Raw genomic sequence first — 19,941 nt, 5'->3', positions numbered from 1 at the left:
AGAAGGGCTCGGCACCCCGGTGCTCGAGCGCGTGGGCAACCGGTTGCGCTTCACCGCGGTGGGCGACGTGCTGCTGCGGCATGCGCGCGAGGTGTTTCATCAGATCGAGCGGGCGCGCTACGAGGTCGATGCGCTCACGAGCGGACTCTCGGGGCGCATTGCCGTGGGTGCGGTGCCAACCGTACTGCCGGTGTTCGCGCCCGAACTCGTGCTCGAGCTGAAAAAGCGCGCGCCCCACGTCAACGTGTCGTTTTTCGAGGCGACGAGCGACCGGCTTTTTCTGATGCTCGCCGCGGGCAGCCTCGATATCGTGCTGAGCCGCACCGAACCGCAAGAGGGTGTGGGTGCGCTGGCCTCGCGCGCGTTGCTGGACGATCCTATCGTGATCGTGTGCGGACGCGACCATCCGCTCGCGGCGCGGCGTACGGTCAAGCGCGCCGATCTTGCTGGCTTGCCGTGGATCCTGCCGCCGCGCGAGGCGCCCACCTTCGTCGCCCTCGAACGCTGGATGCAACGCGGCGGCCTTGAGTTGCCGGCGGGCTGCGTGCAGTCGGTTTCGATCCAGGCGAACGAGACGATGCTCGGCCTGTATCCGTTTCTCGCATTGATGCCGTTGACCGTGGCACGGCGCGCCACGCTTGCCATCCCGCCGATCGAAGGCGCGCGCTTTCTTGAAACGGTGCGGCTCTACTATGGCGAAGTTTCGCCGAATCCCGTGCTGGCTACGGCACTGGACTGCGTGGCCTCCGTGAAGGTGCGGATTGCCGCTTCGCTGCACGGATGAGCGCAAATGTGTGCCGCCCCGCCTGTGGTCTTCGAATTTAGTTGAGCGGCCAAAACGCGGAATCTACGATCGGGAAGCTAATAAGCGTCCAGAAGGGCTGAGTGCTCTTGTCCGGCTGCAATCTGACGCGGTCGGCGTCGGGCGACGACTCCACCGCGCGCAATGAGATCAACTTATCCTTGAGCGGCGGAGTCAATGCGTAGCGTCTCGGACTTGAGCCCGCCGACCTTGTCGTTTTCCTTTCTGACCGCCCGCAGCAGGGTGAAGTCCACATGAATTTAATATAATAGAAATGTTCGAATTTTAATTCGGAAAACTAAATTAATCAGCTTTCCCGCATCACCGACGCCTTGCGTCTCCGTCAAGCGGCGAGTTCCCCAGGCGTCTGTGACGAGCGATTCGCCCTGCCGCGCGCCTTCACGTCCTACATTACCCCGTCCGCCAATTTGACCACATCGGATGCGCTGTCGCCCGACTGTAGCATGGCCGCGCCGAGACTCCCTTGCACTTTGTATCTGGAATTTTCCTTGATTCGGCAGCACGGATCGTCGAAGTAAACTCCTATTTCGGAAGCAATTCATGCCCTTCCTGTGTGCATTCTGGCATAGTGGCATGCATCCAATTCACCTAGGGGAAGGCTATGGCTACTCTTCAAACCATACAAGCCAAGATTGCGAAACTTCAGTCACAGGCGGAAGCAATTGAGAAGAAGCAATCTTCCGATGTTCTCGGAAAGATTCGAGGGCTTATGGAACGGCATGGCGTCACGATCGGGGACATCGAGACGTACCTCGGCGGAAAGCGACGCGGCCGCCAGGCTGGTTCGAACGCCAAAGCTAATCAGAGTGCGGGAGCCGCTAAGTATCGTGACCCGAAGTCGGGGGCAACCTGGACGGGTCGTGGCCGAGCACCGGCTTGGATTGCCAATGTGAAGGATAGGACCAAATTCCTCGCAAGCGAAGCATTCGCCAAGGTCGGCGATCCTGCGAAGAAGGCTGCAAAGCCAGGCAACTACGTGCGGGGTCCGCAGCCCCCGAAATATGAGGACCCGAAGACTGGTGCCACCTGGAGTGGCCGTGGTCGCGCTCCGGCGTGGATCGCTGGGGCCAAGGATCCATCTAAATTCCTGATCGCCCAAAATTAAGTAACTGTTGCTAATAGCGAGCCAGATTTAGCCGTTCTGCCTGCGAAGGCGGCGGAGAGCATCTGAGTCCGCGGGTTGCAACGCAGGGCACTAAGAGCCATCTTCACCTGCTGCCAACTGGCAAAGCGATCGAATTAGGATTGCTGCCTACACGTTCGTGAAATTGAATAGCCTGGACTGCTTGGGTCTTTCGATGATGTCCGTATCGCTCATGTAACGCGCACGGTATCGTTGCTTTCCATCCACAGAGCGGATCGTCGCATCACCTTCCGCGACAAGTGTAGCGAGCGCGTCCTTGTACATCGATGCGGTCGCTGGGGAGCCGTTACAAGTTTCGGCGAACATCTGCGAAAACGTCTTCGGTTCGGACTGCGAGAAAATTCGCCTCGCAAGCTGGACGACCAACTCCTTGTCGGACTTGTCTCGGGCGATGTCGTCGAACCGAAAGCCCCCGTCGAAGTCCTGGAGGAAACCCATGGTTTGCGGCGCGAGCATGTCGAGGCCGGCGCCGCCGTAATGCACGAAGTGGTTGCTGTGTTGCCAGTGAACCTGCTTCATGACGTCTTGAGCTCGGTGATGCTGGGAAAGATGCACGAGCCAGAATTCGCCGTGTCCCGCTCCTGCGCCGCGAATGAAGAAGGGGGTGAAGAATCCGGCACCGCACCCGTCTACCAGAGCTTCGTAGAGAGCGGCCTGAATGAATCGCCGCCAGTCTGCCTCGTTATTCTTAATCTCGTCGATTGACCTTCCGCCCAAGCGTTTGAGGATGTCAATCTGCAGGGTCGCTGAGATCTTTTGTGCAAGCTCGTCGTTGGTGTAGGTCGCGAAAGATGACACATGGAAGGTCAGGACGACCTCGGCATCGCGTGCGTGAGCAAATATCTTCCGGATGAGCGGCGCAGGGACTTCTGCATAGCCGTATTGGTCGAGGAAGAAGAGCGCAGTCCCGGCGAGTGGAGTGTGCTTCCTTATGCGAGCAAGGACTTCGTCCGCAGCGGCGCCGAACTCTGCCTGAATTAAATGGATAGTGCTACCGATTGCCCGTTCGTAGCCTTCCTCGCGTAGAACTTCGCGCAAATGATTGAGCGCCTTCTTATCCTTGTCGATAAAGACGAATTGCACATCGAAGTTGATGTGTTTTGGCCGGTCAAGATTTATCCTGAACGATGCTTCCTCGACGGCCTTGAGCATTCGCAGGGGCGAACCAAGCACGAGTTCGCCTGTACCCTTCAACTGGTACCGGCCGCCACCGCAGAAACCATCAATCAGTGTAATGCGGATATGTTCTCGTCCGCGGGCATTGAGAAGGCGTTGCTGGAAATAGCGGATCAGGTAGTCGACTAGAACTTGGTGTTTCGTCAGGCTATGTGGCTCGAGCTCGGCCGGACCGTTGCTCCAATCGTAGTGACGTTTTGCCAAGGTGAGAGTTTTCGGGAAAGGTTAGTGAGCTAAGCGACAGTGCGTGGAAATTGGTCCCAATGCTTGCCGGCCAGAACCCGTCCTGCTTTGGCTTTGCCAATGGCAGCAACGGACACTTCACTGCCGTCTTGCCGAATGACACGGATGGGTGTGCTTTTCTTCACCACGTCCTGCACCTGATCAACCGGAGCCCAATGTCCCCATTGCTTGAAGTGAAACGGTACCTTCGCTTTGGCACATTGCTTCTGCAAGGCGTCTGGCCAGATTGGATCCATCGGGCGAGCGTGCGGTCCCGATTCACCACCGGCGATTACCCAATCGACGCGATTACCCTTTTCGTTTCGCATCAGGTAGGGCGAAAGATCGATGGCGGACAGGAGTGGTTCGCAGGAAAGGAATCTCACGGACGGCGAAGAGAACTCCAGGAGGTACTTGATTCGCTTTTGTGCTGTGGCCTGGTCCTCGACGGTGGTGCCAAGCCACACGTTCTTCGGGAACTCGTAACCTCTAGGCAACTGCTTGCGAACCAGGTGGATACGCTTCGTGAGAAGCAGCCAGTCGAGATTAGGCGTTTGGGCAATTAGGTCGAGCAGACGCCGACGTTCAGCCACCAGGTCGGGCCGATTCTCGAAAACGTCCGCCATCGAGGCGCAGAAAACTCGTCGGCGAACCTTGTCCTTCGCAGCATCCTTATCCCACTTGATAGGTTCTTTCCAGTGGGCGTCAGTGAAAAAACGTCGTGGAGTGTGCGGGCCCCACAGCCCCTCGCCGAGGCGTTTTGCCCAGGTTTCCGCGTAGCAGTGATCGCAGGCCGCCGATACCTTGACACAACCCCACCATGGGTTGAAGGTGTGATGTGTCCATTCGATGCGAGAATCTTTTCCCATTGCCTGCTGCGTCAGTGACCTGGTGCCGTATTGTACTCGCCCGCAGCGCACTGCAAAGATATGGTGGGTGTCAACCCCACGCGTTGAGCCCACAACGAAACCCAAATTCACCCTTAAACTGAGCGCGGTCCTGTAGATTGATATTGGACTGCGCGCAGCGCCGCGCTGTTTTTTGCGGTGCAGCAAACACGATGGACGCACCAACGCCGGAAGGCGCGTGAAGCAAATAACAATTCAAAACTGCGAGGGCAATGTGGAAGTCGAGGAGAAGGTCGTCCCAGACCCTGTCGATGGATTGCCGGCGATGGTAGTAGGGCGTTGGGTTACCGAAGAGAAACACCAGATCATTCGGCGATATATCGATGCGTCCTGGGGAGCGCGACAGAAGTTCACGAGTCAGCGGACATACATAGACCTTTTCGCGGGAACCGGGAGGGTAAAGATCAAGCACACCCAGTCTTTTCAGGACGGCGGCCCGCTCGCAGCCTGGCACATCGCTCAGCGGAAGCGGGGTGCGTTTACGGACTTCTTCATTGCGGATGCGAACCCCGAGTACCTCGCCGCATGCGATGCCCGCCTGCGCAGGCAGGACGTGCCACTTCAGTCTAAGGTAGGGCGCGCTCACGAAACCATCGATTGGGTCTTGCCGAAACTCAAGAAGGGTGGCATCCATCTCGCGCTCCTTGACCCGTACAATGCGGGGCATCTACATTTTTCTATCATCGAGAAGCTCGCTGCTATGCCGACGATGGACATCGTCGTCCATCTCAGCACGGGGGACATCCAGCGCAACATCGCGAGCGGCCTCGAATTGGCTCACTCGCCCTTGGATCACTTTGCGCCCGGCTGGCGGGACATCGTGCGGAAGATGAGTTCGAAGCATGCGATGCGGGATGCTTTCATCGGACACTGGAAGGAACTGGTGAGCGGGGCCGGGATGAGCGTTTGCGACACTATGTACCCTGTGCGCAACAGCAAGGAGTCGACCATGTACTGGCTGTGCCTCATTGCTCGACATCCGCTCGCCGATAAACTTTGGCGAGCAGCGTGTCAACTCGAAACTCGCAGTCTGTTCTGACCTGTCCTAATCCTGCGATTGAGTATGGTAGACGCATAGAGTGCGACATGGACGCCAACGATTGCTTTGGCTAGTCGGCCCCTCATGGCTAAGCTGCAGGTCTCGTCTTCGTTCACTGCCTCCGCGTGGTCCGGCCACATGAACGGAATCACGACGAGGTATCTCGAATTAGCAACTTGGCGCGCCTCGTCGGCCACCGCAGCATGCGCCCGAAATAGCCAGCTGGCACACATATGGTCGCGCTGTTACTTGTCCGGCGACGTCAAACCGTAGCGGTTATTCCAGTTCGAAAGGGCAGAAGATCCGTAGGTCTGCTCGAGCAACTTATCTCCCTCGGGGCAAAGCGGTCGTTTCGCCGGATCGGCGAGTGACTGTGCCGCGTCTGCCGCGGCGCGCGGGCTGGCAAAGCTGGTGCCCACCGCCGAAGGACCGGCGCCGACTTGTTCGACAAGATGTGCCATCCTGGGGCTTTGCGTCGGGCTGCCGCCGAAGCGGAAAAGGTCGCGCAAAGCGACATTGGTCTTTTCAAAGTGCGGTGCAACCTGCTTGAGGTCGCTGGTGCGGGAGGTGCGTACTGACTTCGGTGCTCGTGAGAACGGACGACGGATTAGGACGAGAGGGAATTTGGGGCGACACGCTTGTAGCCTGCTTTTTTGTGCACGTACCTGCTTTTTTGTGTGAGCGTTGCCCCACTACCGTCTGTTCATGAGGACGTGAAATAGGCCGCCTGATACCAACGGCGCCTGTATGCGATCTACCGGTTTGCGTTCGCCGCAGAGTTACTGACGAGCCTTCGGTTTGTGCTCAGCAATTCCAAGCCACCCCTCCATTTCAAGCGGTGTTTCGATCCGTTAGGGGTTTCCTTACACAATATTCGGCGGATACCATTTCACCCTCGGGTTGCCTCCTGACTGCGCCAAATTTTCTGGTATGGATCAATCCTCCTTACGCGCAAACGTTAAATCTCGATCTGCCACGCCGCATGGAACCAACACGAACTCGTCCTTTTTGGCGGGATCGGGACGAAACCATCACGGCAATCCGAGGAAACGACGTGTTCTTCTGTTGTGACATGTCTGCCCTAACGCTCTGACGTGCGAAATGGATCTCGCAGGTAGCTGGAGTGAGGGCCTAAGGAGGATGAATGAGTTCGGACGACACTCTCAGTCAGATCAGGGGTCTCAACGCTGCGTATCTCGTCCTGATTCAGCAGTTGTTGCTGCGGGATCGAAGCGGCGAGATGCAACGCCTCCGTTTGCCTGTCCACATCGCCGACGTGATTGCCGCTCTCACGCCCGCGCAGATCGAGAAGCTGGCCTCAGTTCCGCAGATGCTGTGCTCGTTCAGCTTTCGCGACACGCTGGTGCTGGCCCTGCTTGCCGAGAGAAGCGAAATCAAGGCACGGGTCTAGTCCATCGCTATCAGAGAGCACACTGTGTCGCACGTCGCCTCGCGTTTATGAAAGTGCACAAAGCTAACGATTGCTGCGTATCTCATGCGAGCCGCCTCGCGCGGGACACGAGGCACGACGCTTCAGCCGTTTGATGCTTTTGAAAGGCACAAGGCGGTGCGGAGGAAGGTATGCATTTTGAAGAGCTTTCCAATGAGGAATGGTCTCTCGTCGGACCGATACTCAATGGCGAACATCTTGTCCGTATCCTGCGGCGCGGACGCCCGCGCGTGCAGACACGCATTGTGGCGAATGCTGTGCTTTGGGTGCTGACGACAGGAGAAGCGTGGTCGAAGCTGCCTGCGCAATATCCGTCACAGCCGACCTGTCGATGCCGGTTCGACGAATGGCTTCAGGATGGCAAACTCGCGGAAATGATTCAGAAGCTGTCGAACACGGGGCGCCGCTTCCGATACATCCCCGATGGACCGCAGTCGAACAAGAAGCCCGAGGCCAAACTCGATGTGCGTGTTTTCGACGGAAGTGGGTCGCCGCAGGTGCTCTGGCGCAGCCAGGAGTCTTGGCGTGCGTCGAGCGCTGACGAGACCGATCGTGACTCGCATGTCGCGGCTCTCGCGGGGACGCGACAGGTACGTGCTACGCACTCGCGACTCGCGATTGCCTCCGACGATGCATGTGTACCCGAACATCTGATTCTCTCTGGCGGGTGCGACTATCAGCAGGGGGCGTTCTGGATGGGGCTCACGGCGAAAGGCAACCGGGTCGCAGACGAACGAGGGTTTGTCATCTATGTCGCGGCCGATATGGTGCGCGGTGAGATGTTCAGAGGGTGGGCGGAGATCATGCGCGGCGGCAAGCGCATTGCGCGCTCGGGTTTGGTGGGCCCGCGATTCGTCGCGTCAGATGCGGCGAAACAATGCGCGATGGACTGGGCGCACCGATGGATTGAACACTTTGCCTGTAGGGAATATGAGCAAGCAAACGATCGGGAAGCCGCTCTTCTTGCCAAATCTCTGCGGAGAGCTAACGCCGCATAACGACCCAAGTCACCGAGAGTCAGACCCAAGCTCAGTACTTTAGGTTGCCTGAGTGACCGAAACGCATCGATCAAGGGTGTCGCCGATCGGTAGAGGAACGGTCATTAATGGTGATTTGGTCGAGCGATCGCTTCGGGGCGACAGGGTGAGTTCGCTGATCGAGGAGGCTGTCGTTCGGCTGTCCGATCCCAGTCAGTCAGCAATCGGCCACATTGCCGACGTAGAGCCTAGTCGGTCTCAGTGACAGCAATGGCCAAATTGTGTGTGTAGCTCGTCCGTCAGGTTCCGGAATATTACGGCAGTTCCAACGTCAGGCTCCCCCACTCGCTGAACGGCAGTTTGCAGTCGCACGCAATCTGTTCGTCGGCCTATTTTCGACTTCGCATTGCGCGAGCTATTCAGAAGTTGACAGTAATATTTCCAACTGTCGTGCGCAAAATCCGTGCGCCGAAGCCTACGGTGAAGTCGGCGACACCTGTCGAAGTTGCCGCACCTCAGGCGGCTGCTGAAGTTGGGGGCACGACTGCCGCTGCCTAAGTGATATGTCGGATGGCCAGGTGGTCGACACCATGGGCAAGCAGAAACGATTTAAGGCTGCAACGTGGCGCAGCAGCACGACGTTCATCCGGAACAGATTCCAGACCGGGAGAAGCAATTGGAGGAGCGGTGTCGGAAGTGTTTGAATCGGGCTACGCGGCGAAGGGTGAATTGACTATGCACTCGAGGATTTCTCTTTTTTCCAGGAGCAGGCGGGCGTCATAGTTCACCGCGTACGTTTTATTTAACATAATTTTAATTAGAAACGGGGTCAAATGGGTGAGGGAGCGTGGCCGCGATAATCCGCTCAATCGCAGGAAAACGATGGGTACGGGACGAGGCGGTGAGTCGCATTGACGGATCAGCAGACGTACCGTGCATTACGTATCGACCTGTACGTTATTCGCTTTGTGTACGGAGAAAACGTACAGACCAAAACTAACGTACGACAACGCCAAATTCCCGATTTTCTGCAGTGTCCGGCGAGGCAGGCGATCCTGTGTACGATCTCCGGTCACCGCACGGTAATAATTATCAACGAGGTACGAATGACGTACGCGCGGTGCATGGGACAACGCAGCCCATTGGGGCTTCACTCTGTAGAAAGACTGAGCAGGCGTTGATGGCATTCGAAGAGTTGTCTTATGACTATATTTTTCCCGTGTGCGGCCTTTCGTGTCAAACAGGCTCGCTCACATTCTCAATCCCAGCAGAGGAACTTCGAGATGGTCATGTTGAATGAGCGTCGTCGCCGCCTGGAAACAATACGGACCATATTCGAACAGGGCGAATGGCTGACCGCAGAGCAGATCAACTCACGGCAAAAGCGACCGCCTGTGAGCAAGTCGCAGCCGGCGACCGACTGGATGCGAGGGGGGCTTATCTATAGCGTAACGGTCGAAGGTCAGGCGTATTTTGCTGCCTACCAGTTCGACACGGCTTGCCAGCCGCAGCCTGTCATCCTCAATATTCTCGCGGCGCTCGGAGCTGTCGCCGACACTTGGAAGATCGCCGCGTGGTTTCACTACCCGAACGGGTGGCTCAGTGACGAGCGGGCGCAGGCGGTTGCGCCGAAGGACGCGTTGCATCGTCCTCAGGAAGTCATCGCGGCAGCGAGGCGCTACAGCGGGAGCCATGTCGCGTGAGCGTCGTGACGCTCAATGCAGCTCTTATTTATCCGTAAGACCATCCGCCGGGTTGCGACAGGGTGTGCATTGCCCGGAGCTCGACCCGTCGTACGCGGATGCCCAACACAATCTGGCAATGCTGCTCGAAAGACGTGGCGACCCACAGGGCCTGGTCCGCCATTTGAACGCGTATCACCGGCTGACTATCTAAGCCGCGCCGGAGCGGAAAGCGTCAAACCCGGAATGTGTTGCTCGTGGCAACATGTGAGGGATCAGTCAGTCCGGAGATTCCCAACGACGGCGAACTATACGGCGCCCCCGACGAGGTCCACGAACGTTTCGCTCGCGGAAAACCTTCTCGCCCAAGCCACGGATCTTGGCATCAATGTTTCGCAAGCAGCCGAGGCGGGATTGGCCAGGGCGGTCGCAGACAAGCGCGCCGAGGTTTGGATGGAGCAAAACGCGGATGCAATCGCGAGTTCGAACGAGCACGTGGAAAAGCACGGCCTGCCGCTGGCCCAGTTCCGGAGCCTTTGACCAGCTGGTTAGTGTGTATCCGGGCTCGTCAAGCAACGCGTTTCTCCTCGATGCGCAAGCTGACGTTATGAGTCACTTAAACGCTGAGGTGCGGGCGGCCCACCCAATTGGCGTGGAGTGCCGCTGCCCGTGTGCCGTCTAACTGCAAGGCGGGAATCGTTTGTCTGGAGCCCAGCAGCCATTCAGTTGATACACCCCCTCGGCGGACCGCGCCCTTTGTCCTCTCCGACAGCACGCCCTCCAGTTGCCGGTCAGCGCATCCAGAGCGCTTACTCGGCCGCGCACTCTCCGGCTTTCGACGAACAGGCGATACGGCATGATCGATTCAAGTATTCTTGAAGGGGAGGGGAAGCGTGCCGGTCGCATTTTCTTCACAATAGCCACGACGCAATGTAAGCCCGCCCCCGCCATCCTCGCTGACTGAAACCGTGTCGCCTGTTTTCCATCCGAGTCGATCCAGCGGAAACATGAGTACAGCATTTCCGGTTTCAGCTTCCTCGTGGGTGGTGAGAATCGCATCTCCAGTCGGGCGGGACGCTGGCTTCTGGCAGCTAAGACAGCAATATCTGTGTCAGCGTGGCCTCGTTCTCTGGCAGCCCTAGCCAGCTCGCGCACAGGCTATCGAATACCGTGCCCACGCAAGCACGAGGACGTCATCTGGCGCTGTGCGTCCGATGACCCCTCCTCATCCGTAAAAGATCTTCTGGAAACTCCGTGGCGACTTTCGCAAGTTCGCTTGCGATCAACATAATATCTCCCATGGAAAGTGCCACTGAGAGACACGGGAAAGCAATCGGCAATAAGTGGCGTCATGAAAAGGTGGGAATAATGATCCATCCCCGACCTACAGATGTCACCTTGAATCAATCGCTAATCCACTTTGATCGAAGAGGGCCAGATTCTCAAGTTCGCGTTCAACCCGGGATTTGGTTCTTTGTACCTCGCTCTCCGATGCCCCCGCCGTGTAGGCGTAGATTAGTAGCGTCAATGGATGGACGTCAATATCGTTGGCGATTCCTTCCAACTTGTCGAGCGTCGGGCTTTGTCGGCCCCTTTCGACCGAACTCAAGTATGTTCGACTGGTTGCGGTCATCGATTCCTGGGAAACGGCCCGGTATCGCCGAGCCGCCTTGAGAGCTCTCCCCAAGCCGCTGCGAAGTGACTGATTGCTCACGATGGTCAAATAGGAGCAATGTCATCGGATGCACTTGATTGAGCTACAATCTATAATGTGCAAAATGTAACAAGATCTGGCTCCGCTTGCGCCCGCACAAGGCGGATTTCTGCGCCAGCGAGCTGGCATTGCCCTGTACTAGGGACCCTGACATAGTCCTTCGCGCGGGGAGCATCTGGCATCATCCGGGCTCGGTCAACATGCAATGATCGGAGGTGAGGCGTCGATGATCGATACGAGCTTTCACGGTGCGATCGTCTTTCCTGTACCGGACTACGGTTCCAGCGAAAGGTACACGCGGTACTTCATCGACACCGAGTACACCGGTTTCGGATCCTGCGAACTCATCAGCCTCGCTATCGTTAGTGAGGCCGGCATCGACTTCTATGGCGAGCGCACCGACTATGACGAAGCGCTATGTAGTGACTTCGTGCATGCGGTGGTGCTGCCACAACTAGGCCGCATCCAAGGGTGCGCCATGCCGTTTGAACGACTGCGTGAGGCCCTGCGCGCGTGGCTTGCAGATATTCCACCTGCGTCGCGGCCAGTTCTCTGCTACGACCATGAAACGGACCTGAACCTGCTCCGGTTCCTCCTTGCAGGTCCGTTGCCACGCGGCTGGACGCTCGAAAACATCGCTGGCCGGTGTGATGCGAAGCGGCGTGCGGCGTATTTCGACCAGCACGGAGGGGAGCACCATGCGCTGCACGATGCGCGGGCGAATTTCTACGCCTTCGCCGGCTGAGCGCGGCGTTCTCATCTCGAGCAACGGCAAGACTGAAGGAACAGAGCGGCGTGATGGGGGGGGCTTACATGGAACTGAGGCAGGCATGAGCGATCCGCATATGGTGCAAGGTGCGCGTGTCCGAAAGAGTGACGCCTCGATGCTTCGGGCGGCCAGACGGGCTGTCTTCGAAGCGAGCGACTGGCTGACCGCTGAGCAGGTCACGCGGATCGCGTGCCCGGACGCGTCTGGCTCGTCAGTGCGGCCCGATTGCTGGAATGCGGAAGGCCAGATCTTTTCGGTCAGATACGGACAACAGGACTACTTCCCGGCCTACGGCCTCGATTCTGAACGCCAGTTTCGACCGGTAGCGGCGCTTGCCGATGTCCTTCGAGTGTTCGACAGCACGAAGGACGGCTGGCACCTCGCGTACTGGTTTGCATCGGTGAACAGCTACCTGGGTGGCAAGCGTCCACTCGATCTGCTTGCAACGGAGCCCGGACGTGTGATTGTCGCGGCGCAGGAGGAGGCTAGAGGTGTCTGGCATGGCTAGTCGCAACGTCGATACGCAACGGACTTGCGTGGTGGCTGCGTCCGCCGGCCGGTGAGAGGGAAGGAGACATTCGCGAGGGAGGCTGCGCTCAGCCGCGCATGGAGCCAGTGCACACGTTACTGGCTGCCCGCGTCAGTCTTTGAGATGTGGGCCTGGCAGGCGAGGCACGTGCGTTGCCTGATCCATGACGGACGAGTGCAAGTGTTGCGAACCGCGGTCACGGTCGATGACCGACAGCCTGGAAGGCGCTGCGCAGTCTCGATATGTTTCGGTCACCATCAGCCACCGCCGGGCGGCAGGACAGGATGATAGATGCCAGCGAAGAATCGGAGCGAGGCGAATCCGAACTCGTGCTGAGACGGATCCGGGCTCGGTTCGGTCAGCCAGCCGCTGAAGGGGATCTCGCTGGGCTGGAGGGACGGGTCGTTCGTGTATACGAGGACGCAACCGACGTGTTTGAAAGTGCCGTGCCCGGCGTTCAGTGGCTGCTGACGTCAAACCAGACTCCGGGAATGACGAGACCAGTTGATTTGCATGTCGGATGCGGACGAGGTGGACCGGGTCCAAACGACTCCCGCACGCATCTGCCATGGGGCGAGAGTGTAGGCCCCTCACTGAGTCAGGATGGACAGGAGCGTAGATGGCTAAGAGCAAGCCCCCTGAGCGGGAGGCTCCCTGGCAATACCGTGTCATGGAGTTTGGCGAAGGCGATGAAACCTGGCGTGACATCCGCGAGGTTTATTACTGCGATGGTCGCCCAGAATGTTACTCGGTCGAGACTGCGAGCCCTTACTGGTTCGCAGACGAAGGCGATGAGGCTGCGACGTACGTGCTGGACCGGATGCGCGAGGCCCTGAGCCGGCCTGTCCTGAGGCCGCGTGATTTTGTCGAGCGCGAAACACCCGCTGCCCAGTCAACATTCGTTGTTCGCGGTGCCGCGATGATCGATCAGGCGACGGACGTTTTTGGCTGCCAGGAAGGGGCTCAGGGCTGGCTTGAAACGCCAGCCTACGGGCTCGATGGGCGAAGGCCCGTCGATCTTCTGCGAACTGCCGTGGGTACGAAAATCATCCACGACATCCTGACCCGGCTCGACTACGGAACGTACACCTGACTGCGCCGGCAAATGGAACAGGCATTTGCGAATATCGCTGCAACGTAGTTCAGGAAATCACAATCTGCGCATGTGATCGCTGTGACCGGCACATGATCCCTGGCGATGTGGATTGACAGGAGGGTGTCGTTCGATGGGTACGGCGGCGATGCCCCGGATATCGGAGATGGCGCACGCGTCAGCGTCGGCCTGTGCCAGCGCTGTGTGCGCGACACGCCCGGACCGTGGCTGCGCGTGACGCCGGGGCCTGCAGATGGCGCTCGCCTCGAGCGCTTGCAGTGGCTGATGGCGCGTACGCCTGTCTGGGAGCAGCCAGTGGCCGGAGAGGGCGACCCGTTGCACGAGGCAGCACCCGAAGCCGGAGCACTGCCTGGCGAACCGGGTACCCATGAAGATGTTTTCGCGGAGGGTCGACGCATTCCCAGGGACGCAGATCGTGGAGCATCCCGCCTAGGGGAGGTGTGCCGTATCTTCGAAAATCGCGTGGGAGCACAAGGGTAGGGGGTAAAGCATGTTCGAATATCAGGCTAAGGTCGTGCAGGACGTTGCCGCCTGCACCTGCGACCGCTGCCATCGCCGCATGACACCCGACGACTTTGAGTGGCAGGAGAAGCTGTCGGTCTCTTTCCACGGGGGCTACGGCTCGATATTTGGTGATGGAAACAAGGTCGAAATCGACCTGTGCCCGCAGTGCGTCAAGGAAACACTCGGAGCATGGCTGCGGATCTCTCAATCGGAGTGGGGAGACCTGATCGAGCACGGCATTGACGATTCCGATGCTGGGCGGGGATACCCGCCTAACTCCCGCCCCGCTCCTCGAGCGCCCGGGCAGCAGCCGTTCTGTACTTCCCTTCGAGCCGGTCGAACACCTCATTGCCGGGCTTACCGTTACCTTGCCAGACAGTCGGAACTTCTCCAGCTCCACGGCAAGCTCAACTGGCAAGGCGACCTCGATGCCATGCGACGGGACGATGACGTCGGCGAGGAATGACACCGGGCGCGTCAATACAGCGCGCCTTGCACGGCTGGCTTGAAGCAACCGGGACACGACGTCGATGACTGGTCCACGTGACCCGGGAGTGCGGAAATTAATGGCCGACTGCTGTAAAACCAGTAAAGCCGGAGGTACAGATGCGTGACGAACTGTCGAAGATTCTGCGCGAACGGTATCCACTCATTTTCGTCGCCGCGCCCCCAGATCGGGATCCGTTCGGCCCTGCGCCGGCTCCATTTGCCGTATGGGGATTCGAGTGTGGCGACGGCTGGTTCGATCTGCTCGATGCGTTGGCCCTGAAGCTGCAGGCCGAAACGGAATCCGAAGGCGCGCCGCAGGTGGTTGCATTGCAGGTCAAGGAAAAGTTCGGAGCCCTGCGCTTCTACGCAGACGGGGCAGACGCCCGACAGGATTCCATGATCGAAATGGCCGAGACGATCAGCAGCCGGCTGTGCGAAGTATGCGGCAACCGCGGCAAGCTCATGAGCAGGAGGGGCTGGATGATGACGCGCTGCCCTGCCCATACGGACGGAGATTCATGACGCCCCGCACGCAAGCGCCGGGAGCGGGTCTGACAAAGTCATACGCAACCATGCGCCATGAGCACCATGGATATCAATCCGCAAAAGTGACCGTACGGGCGCATTACCTCCCGACCTCTCACCGGAGGCGGTCGACACGTGCATGGACGCGTTCATCGTTGTCGGATGGCGGGATGGGGCACGAAGGCTTTACAAGCCTCATCACCGGACGAGAAAGTGCAGATAGTGGTTCTGGGCGGCCCGACACGCGCGAATCCGAAGCGATCGGTGTCGTCAGCGGACAAGCCGTGCGGCACCGGCGCACGCGGATCCTCAGGTAAACGGGAGTGTCAATGACGACGCGCGGAGAATCCGTGGACCAACCGATACTGTTTCTGGACTTCGATGGCGTCGTGCATCCGCTTGGCGAGTTCGCGCTCGACGAGAACGGCCAGCTGGCGAAGAATCCTGCGCTTTTTCGCTGGCGACCGATCCTGGAGACACTGCTCGACCCATTTCCCGAGGTCCGCATCGTGGTCAGTTCGGACTGGCGACGGCTGTTCGATGACCCGAGCCTGGTTCAACTGCTCGGCCCGCTCGGCACCCGTTTCGATGGTGTGGTGGAAATCTACGGTCCCTCGCGGCTGGAGGAGATCCTGACGGAGGCAAAGCGCAGAAGCGTCACCCGCTGGCTGGCCCTCGACGATCATCCGAGCGTGGTGAACGCGGCCGCGAGTGATACCCGTCTCATCCCCTGCGATGCAGCCACCGGCCTGTCGTCTTCGTCGGTGCAGCGAGCGCTGCACGATGCGCTGGTAAGGCTGCAGAGAAGCAGTCTGGCTTGAACCGCATGGCAGGACAAGATCTCGCCGCAGGGGATGGATATACTGTGTTACCGAAGCGTCCTTCACACCTTTGTGCGACCTGGAGCCCTGCCATGAGCATGTCCCTGGGATTTCTCCTGCCGTTGCTCTATATCCCGGCAGGCGCCGCCGTGGTCGGCTGGCTGATCGGACGGCTGATTCGCGGCCGCAAACCGCACCCGGAAGAGTGAACGTGCCCGACCACGCCCTCTGCGGCATCTTCACGTGAGCGCGAGCGACGCGTTGACCGCATCCGGGTGACACCGACCACGAACATGCCCTGCCGTCGGGTTCATGTGGGGCGGCGCTGATCCGCGTGCCGCCCTATCGACGCAATAGCCGCTTCCATTTTCAGCCGGGCGGACGGATTTGCCGAGTGTACGTGAATGACCGGCGGTGGCATGCCGTACACGGCGACCTGTTCTTCCAGCCATAGCAGAACCGTGTAGCCCGTGCCGCGCGCATCGTCACCTAGATCGTGATCGAGCGACAGCTCGGTCACCTCCCCCGTCCTGAGTAGCGCGATGGCCTCGTCAGGCCAGAGCACGCGCACCCAGCCTTCGGGCGTGCTGCGTTCATCGTCCAGAAAGACTTTCACTTCGCCCTCGTGCCGGCCCGATCCGATCTGGCTATGTTGCCATATCCCGGCAGGCTGACGACCGGCCTGCGTTAGCAGCTTTGTACACGCGTCATCGCGACTACCGGCGATGCCGGATTCTGTTGGGAGACACCGCATGGCGCAGCGCCTGCAGGACATCCTCGGGAACCTCTACAGGCCGTCAGGTGACGGCCTGCGCCAGGTCTTCCCGCTGTCATGGTCGGATGCAGAACGTCTGCCAATCCTGGCATCGATCGCCGTCATCCCGATCACGGCGCCAGCGCGGCCGGCTGCCACCCTCGATAGCGTCATCCATGTCCTGCACCTGGGATTTGCCGACTTGGATTTCCTGAACCTGGACCTGTCCGACTGGGCCCGTGCCAGGCTCGCCGACGCGGTCACAATTGAACGCGCCAGTGCCATTCGTATCTTCGTCGAAGGCTTGCGCGATGAAAAAACGTCAGTGGTTGCCCACTCGAAGCGGGCTACTCGTGCCCATGTGCCATCGCCGCGGCTGCACCTCTACGGTTACCGGGCGGAGCCGGGGCACCTGTTGAATGCGAATCCCACGATCGTTAGCGTGACGACGGGTGAGGTCCTCGGTGCGGACACCGACGAAGTTGCGGCCCTGACAGCATCCAGGGAAGCGCCCGGTTGCCTCGCCATGGTGGCGTTTCGGAATCTATGGTGGCGTTTCGGAATACGCATGATGGCGTTTCTGCGGGTCTATGGTGGCGTTTCGGAATACGCATGGTGGCGTTTCTGCGGGTTTATGGTGGCGTTTCGGCATGTACACATGCGTATTCGGTGGTTCCCGCCTAACAAAGCAGGCATTTTCATGCCGTTTGGAGCACCAAATCCATACAGAAATGCGCCAGCCGTATTCCGAAACGCCACCATAGATTCCGAAACGCCACCATGCGTATTCCGAAACGCCACCATAGGCCGATCCTCGAGTTCACTCCCTTCGGGCACCATCAACTGGCAGACGGTAGACAAAAGCCGAAGCGCTGCATTCCGTTTCACCTGTGTGAGGGGAGCATGCTCTGGGAGGGAGGAGGCATATCGTTGCTGTCCGGTCGCTGGTGGACCCGCGTTCAAGACGTGACACCAAACCGCTATGGAACGATCCGAAGGAACGACACCTTCGGACTGAGGTTCCACGCGGCTTCGACCGACACCAGACCTTGAGGCGTGTCAGACGATAGCGTCGGAGTGAAGGTAAAGCACCTCGATGAGCTGGCGATATGTCCGCGACGTGCAGGACTTGTGGTGACCGGCGTAAGCCAGGCGACGCTAGTTTCCGTGATAAGGGGCGATTATCACGGCAGGGTTCTTGCGATAAACGTTCGCGAACAATTATTGGAAGATTCGTCGATTTTGCACGAGTGTCAACCCTATGCAAAACGCCGTTGAAGCCATATCCAGCAACCTTCTTGAGCTTAAGTTGACACCCTCTGACCAGGAGAAATCTGGACGGTGAACTGCGTGAGCGCCAGCAGCCAGAGCAGCGTGCGTTCGCGTAGCGGAGTCAGAGTAGTGGTCATGTATTGGCGTGGAGCCTGAAAGTAAAAAGGCGCGGCAGGGTTGCCGCGCCAGCAGGATCGATCAGTCGTCGATCGTTTCGTGGGCCGCCTGCGCGCCGCGCCGCCAGTAGGCGGAGGCGCGGATGCGCTTCTTGTCCACGCCGCGCTCGTTGCACAGATGCGCGCGCACCGCGCGGATTTCCGAGGCTTCGCCGGCGGCCCAGACGTAACCCTCGCCAGGCGGCAGCCACACTTCGGATACGCCGTCCAGGAGCGGATGCTCCGACTCGCTTTCGTCGCGATAGCACCAGATGGCGTACAGGTCGGCTTCGGTGGGCAGCTCGATGCGTGCCTCGCGGTTCGCCACTTCGACGACTACGGCCACGCGCGCGCCGGGCGGCAGTTCGGTGAGGCGCCGCTGGATCGCGGGCAGCGCCGTTTCGTCGCCGATCAGCAAATGCCAGTCGAAGCCGGTGGGAATCACCATGGAGCCGCGCGGGCCGCCCACGCCGAGATACTGGCCGGGCTGCGCCTGTGCTGCCCATGCGGTGGCCGGGCCGGCTTCGTGCAGCGCGAATTCCAGATCGAGTTCGTTACTTTGCGCATCGAAGCGGCGCGGTGTGTAGTCGCGCATGGCGGGGCGCTCGACGCCATCGGGGTAGGCGACGCCGTCAGGACCCAAAGTTGGCACTACTGGCTTTTCTTCACCGGCAGCGGGGAAGAACACCTTGACGTGATCGTCGAACGACGCCGAGACGAAATCGCTCAGGTCGCCCGTGAGTGTCACGCGCACGAGCGAGGGCGAGAGCGCGGTGACGCGCGCCACGCGCAACAGTCGGAACTTCAGCGGGTGACGTACACGGACGACTTCGAGTTGGGACGGGTTCTGCATGTATGGCTCCGATGTTGGGGTGGTGCGGCGTGGCCGCCGCGTGGCGCATGACGATCGACGTGGCGTGTCAAACGCCTTCGCCCTCGCTGCCGTTTTCAATTTCCTGGGTGGCGCGCGCAAGAATCGCGGCAATGCGGCGCTGCTCGTCCGGCGCGACGTCGGTGCGGCGCAGCAGCGCGTGCTTGAGCGCGCGGCGTGCTTCGATCAGTTCGCGCACCCAGCCGCTGCCTTCGGCGGGATCTTCGCCGGCCATCGCGCGGCGCATGACTTCCATCTTGCGGCCGAAGTGCGTGAGCTTCGCGAGGATCAGGTCTGCGCGTTCGCGGTTGGTTTCGAGGTACGTGCGGCCTTCGGGCGAAAGCTCGTAGCGCTTGCGGTTGCCCTCCAGCGTCACGCTCACGTAGCCCAGTTCTTCCAGATACGTGAGGGCCGGATAGACCATGCCTGGGCTCGGGCTGTAGAAGCCGTTCGAACGCGCGTCGAGCGCCTTGATGAGCTCGTAGCCGTGGCTCGGGCGCTCGGCGAGCAGCACGAGCAGCATGAGTTGCAGGTCTTCGGAGCTGAACTTGCGGCCACGGCCGAAACCGTCGCCGTCGCCGAACCCGCCGAAGCCGCGGCCGAAACCTTCGCCGAAGCGGTCGCCAAAGTCGCCGGGACCTTCGCCGCCGCGATGGCGGCCCATGGCGTGACGCAGCGCGTGAAGCGCCTGCATGGCCGGGTGGCGGCCGCCGAAGAAAGCGCGCGGATCGCGCGCGGCGTGGCCGTGACGGCCGGTATGACCAAAGTGCGGATGGTGGCGCATAGGGCCTCCTTATCTCTAGGGTGTCTTAAAACATGTCTTAAGATATATATCTTAAGAGTGTTTGTCAAAGAGAATATTTGGGGGGCGGAGCGTGCAACGCAGTCTGCGACGACCCCGTGGATGCAGGCCAGAAGAGAATGGGGTCAGATTTCCGGAGGCGCGGTCCACGGGTAGCGAATCCCAGGTGCCTTGATTCGGCCGCCCACTCAACGTCTTCGC

The 19,941-nt window shown here is 59.7% G+C and carries 21 protein-coding genes; 14 read left to right on the top strand and 7 right to left on the bottom strand.

Annotated features, from left to right (window positions below):
- A partial coding sequence (locus tag U5A58_RS16045) for a LysR substrate-binding domain-containing protein (protein ID WP_321962143.1) occupies positions 1-784 on the top strand: 784 nt, incomplete at its 5' end.
- 640 nt (positions 785-1,424) lie between these two features.
- Positions 1,425-1,928 (top strand): H-NS family nucleoid-associated regulatory protein, encoded by a 504-nt coding sequence (locus tag U5A58_RS16040; RefSeq protein WP_321962142.1) that lies wholly within the window; start codon positions 1,425-1,427, stop codon positions 1,926-1,928.
- A 147-nt stretch (positions 1,929-2,075) separates the two neighbouring features.
- Here U5A58_RS16040 and U5A58_RS16035 read toward each other — a convergent pair whose 3' ends face one another.
- Together U5A58_RS16035 and U5A58_RS16030 are read right to left on the bottom strand one after the other, a co-directional pair.
- Positions 2,076-3,347: a three-Cys-motif partner protein TcmP gene (locus U5A58_RS16035; RefSeq protein ID WP_321962141.1), complete on the bottom strand. Its 1,272-nt coding sequence runs from the start codon at positions 3,345-3,347 to the stop codon at positions 2,076-2,078.
- 29 nt (positions 3,348-3,376) lie between these two features.
- Entirely contained in the window at positions 3,377-4,234 is an 858-nt protein-coding gene (locus U5A58_RS16030) for a phage Gp37/Gp68 family protein (RefSeq protein WP_321962140.1), read from the bottom strand.
- Positions 4,235-4,538: 304 nt separating this feature from the next.
- On the opposite strand from U5A58_RS16030, the gene U5A58_RS16025 reads away from it, so the two are divergent.
- On the top strand, positions 4,539-5,312 hold the full coding sequence (locus tag U5A58_RS16025) for a three-Cys-motif partner protein TcmP (protein ID WP_321962160.1): 774 nt from the start codon (positions 4,539-4,541) through the stop codon (positions 5,310-5,312).
- A 245-nt stretch (positions 5,313-5,557) separates the two neighbouring features.
- On the opposite strand, the gene U5A58_RS16020 is transcribed toward U5A58_RS16025, so the two are convergent.
- Entirely contained in the window at positions 5,558-5,773 is a 216-nt protein-coding gene (locus U5A58_RS16020; RefSeq protein WP_321962139.1) for a hypothetical protein, read from the bottom strand.
- 683 nt (positions 5,774-6,456) lie between these two features.
- Here U5A58_RS16020 and U5A58_RS16015 point away from each other — a divergent pair.
- From U5A58_RS16015 to U5A58_RS16000, 4 genes are all read left to right on the top strand, one after another.
- Positions 6,457-6,723, top strand: coding sequence for a flagellar transcriptional regulator FlhD (locus U5A58_RS16015; protein WP_321962138.1), 267 nt, complete (start codon positions 6,457-6,459; stop codon positions 6,721-6,723).
- Positions 6,724-6,893: 170 nt separating this feature from the next.
- A complete protein-coding gene (locus U5A58_RS16010) occupies positions 6,894-7,760 on the top strand; it encodes a transposase (protein WP_321962137.1) in 867 nt (288 codons plus the stop codon).
- Positions 7,761-9,022: 1,262 nt separating this feature from the next.
- Positions 9,023-9,442 carry a hypothetical protein gene (locus U5A58_RS16005; RefSeq protein WP_321962136.1) on the top strand — a complete coding sequence of 140 codons (420 nt, stop codon included), beginning with the start codon at positions 9,023-9,025 and terminating at the stop codon, positions 9,440-9,442.
- Between the two features lie 15 nt (positions 9,443-9,457).
- On the top strand, positions 9,458-9,961 hold the full coding sequence (locus tag U5A58_RS16000; protein ID WP_321962135.1) for a type II toxin-antitoxin system CcdA family antitoxin: 504 nt from the start codon (positions 9,458-9,460) through the stop codon (positions 9,959-9,961).
- 853 nt (positions 9,962-10,814) lie between these two features.
- Here the strand turns inward: U5A58_RS16000 and U5A58_RS15995 are convergent.
- Positions 10,815-11,054 carry a helix-turn-helix domain-containing protein gene (locus U5A58_RS15995; protein WP_321962134.1) on the bottom strand — a complete coding sequence of 80 codons (240 nt, stop codon included), beginning with the start codon at positions 11,052-11,054 and terminating at the stop codon, positions 10,815-10,817.
- A gap of 307 nt (positions 11,055-11,361) precedes the next feature.
- On the opposite strand from U5A58_RS15995, the gene U5A58_RS15990 reads away from it, so the two are divergent.
- From U5A58_RS15990 to U5A58_RS15965, 6 genes are all read left to right on the top strand, one after another.
- Positions 11,362-11,880, top strand: a complete 519-nt coding sequence (locus tag U5A58_RS15990; protein ID WP_321962133.1) for a 3'-5' exoribonuclease — start codon at positions 11,362-11,364, stop codon at positions 11,878-11,880.
- An 85-nt stretch (positions 11,881-11,965) separates the two neighbouring features.
- The gene (locus tag U5A58_RS15985) at positions 11,966-12,412 is read left to right on the top strand and encodes an antitoxin Xre/MbcA/ParS toxin-binding domain-containing protein (RefSeq protein ID WP_321962132.1); all 447 of its coding nucleotides are present in this window, start codon (positions 11,966-11,968) and stop codon (positions 12,410-12,412) included.
- 640 nt (positions 12,413-13,052) lie between these two features.
- The gene (locus tag U5A58_RS15980) at positions 13,053-13,526 is read left to right on the top strand and encodes an antitoxin Xre/MbcA/ParS toxin-binding domain-containing protein (RefSeq protein WP_321962131.1); all 474 of its coding nucleotides are present in this window, start codon (positions 13,053-13,055) and stop codon (positions 13,524-13,526) included.
- Positions 13,527-14,037: 511 nt separating this feature from the next.
- Complete coding sequence (locus U5A58_RS15975) at positions 14,038-14,517, top strand: hypothetical protein (RefSeq protein ID WP_321962130.1); 480 nt, start codon at positions 14,038-14,040, stop codon at positions 14,515-14,517.
- Positions 14,518-14,657: 140 nt separating this feature from the next.
- Positions 14,658-15,062, top strand: a complete 405-nt coding sequence (locus U5A58_RS15970; RefSeq protein ID WP_321962129.1) for a hypothetical protein — start codon at positions 14,658-14,660, stop codon at positions 15,060-15,062.
- 353 nt (positions 15,063-15,415) lie between these two features.
- Positions 15,416-15,886: an HAD domain-containing protein gene (locus tag U5A58_RS15965; RefSeq protein ID WP_321962128.1), complete on the top strand. Its 471-nt coding sequence runs from the start codon at positions 15,416-15,418 to the stop codon at positions 15,884-15,886.
- Positions 15,887-16,196: 310 nt separating this feature from the next.
- Here the strand turns inward: U5A58_RS15965 and U5A58_RS15960 are convergent, their stop codons facing one another.
- The gene (locus U5A58_RS15960) at positions 16,197-16,502 is read right to left on the bottom strand and encodes a cyclic-phosphate processing receiver domain-containing protein (protein ID WP_321962127.1); all 306 of its coding nucleotides are present in this window, start codon (positions 16,500-16,502) and stop codon (positions 16,197-16,199) included.
- A 136-nt stretch (positions 16,503-16,638) separates the two neighbouring features.
- On the opposite strand from U5A58_RS15960, the gene U5A58_RS15955 reads away from it, so the two are divergent.
- The gene (locus U5A58_RS15955) at positions 16,639-17,610 is read left to right on the top strand and encodes a hypothetical protein (RefSeq protein ID WP_321962126.1); all 972 of its coding nucleotides are present in this window, start codon (positions 16,639-16,641) and stop codon (positions 17,608-17,610) included.
- A 500-nt stretch (positions 17,611-18,110) separates the two neighbouring features.
- On the opposite strand, the gene U5A58_RS15950 is transcribed toward U5A58_RS15955, so the two are convergent.
- Both U5A58_RS15950 and U5A58_RS15945 read right to left on the bottom strand, forming a co-directional pair.
- Positions 18,111-18,920: a siderophore-interacting protein gene (locus U5A58_RS15950; RefSeq protein WP_321962125.1), complete on the bottom strand. Its 810-nt coding sequence runs from the start codon at positions 18,918-18,920 to the stop codon at positions 18,111-18,113.
- A gap of 67 nt (positions 18,921-18,987) precedes the next feature.
- Positions 18,988-19,722 (bottom strand): PadR family transcriptional regulator, encoded by a 735-nt coding sequence (locus U5A58_RS15945; protein ID WP_415774231.1) that lies wholly within the window; start codon positions 19,720-19,722, stop codon positions 18,988-18,990.
- Positions 19,723-19,941: the final 219 nt, after the last annotated feature.

Source organism: Paraburkholderia sp. J7, from assembly GCF_905220155.1.
Taxonomy (GTDB): Bacteria; Pseudomonadota; Gammaproteobacteria; order Burkholderiales; family Burkholderiaceae; genus Paraburkholderia.
The sequence above is the reverse complement of the archived record's forward strand: the minus strand, read 5'-3'. Positions and strand labels throughout refer to the sequence as shown.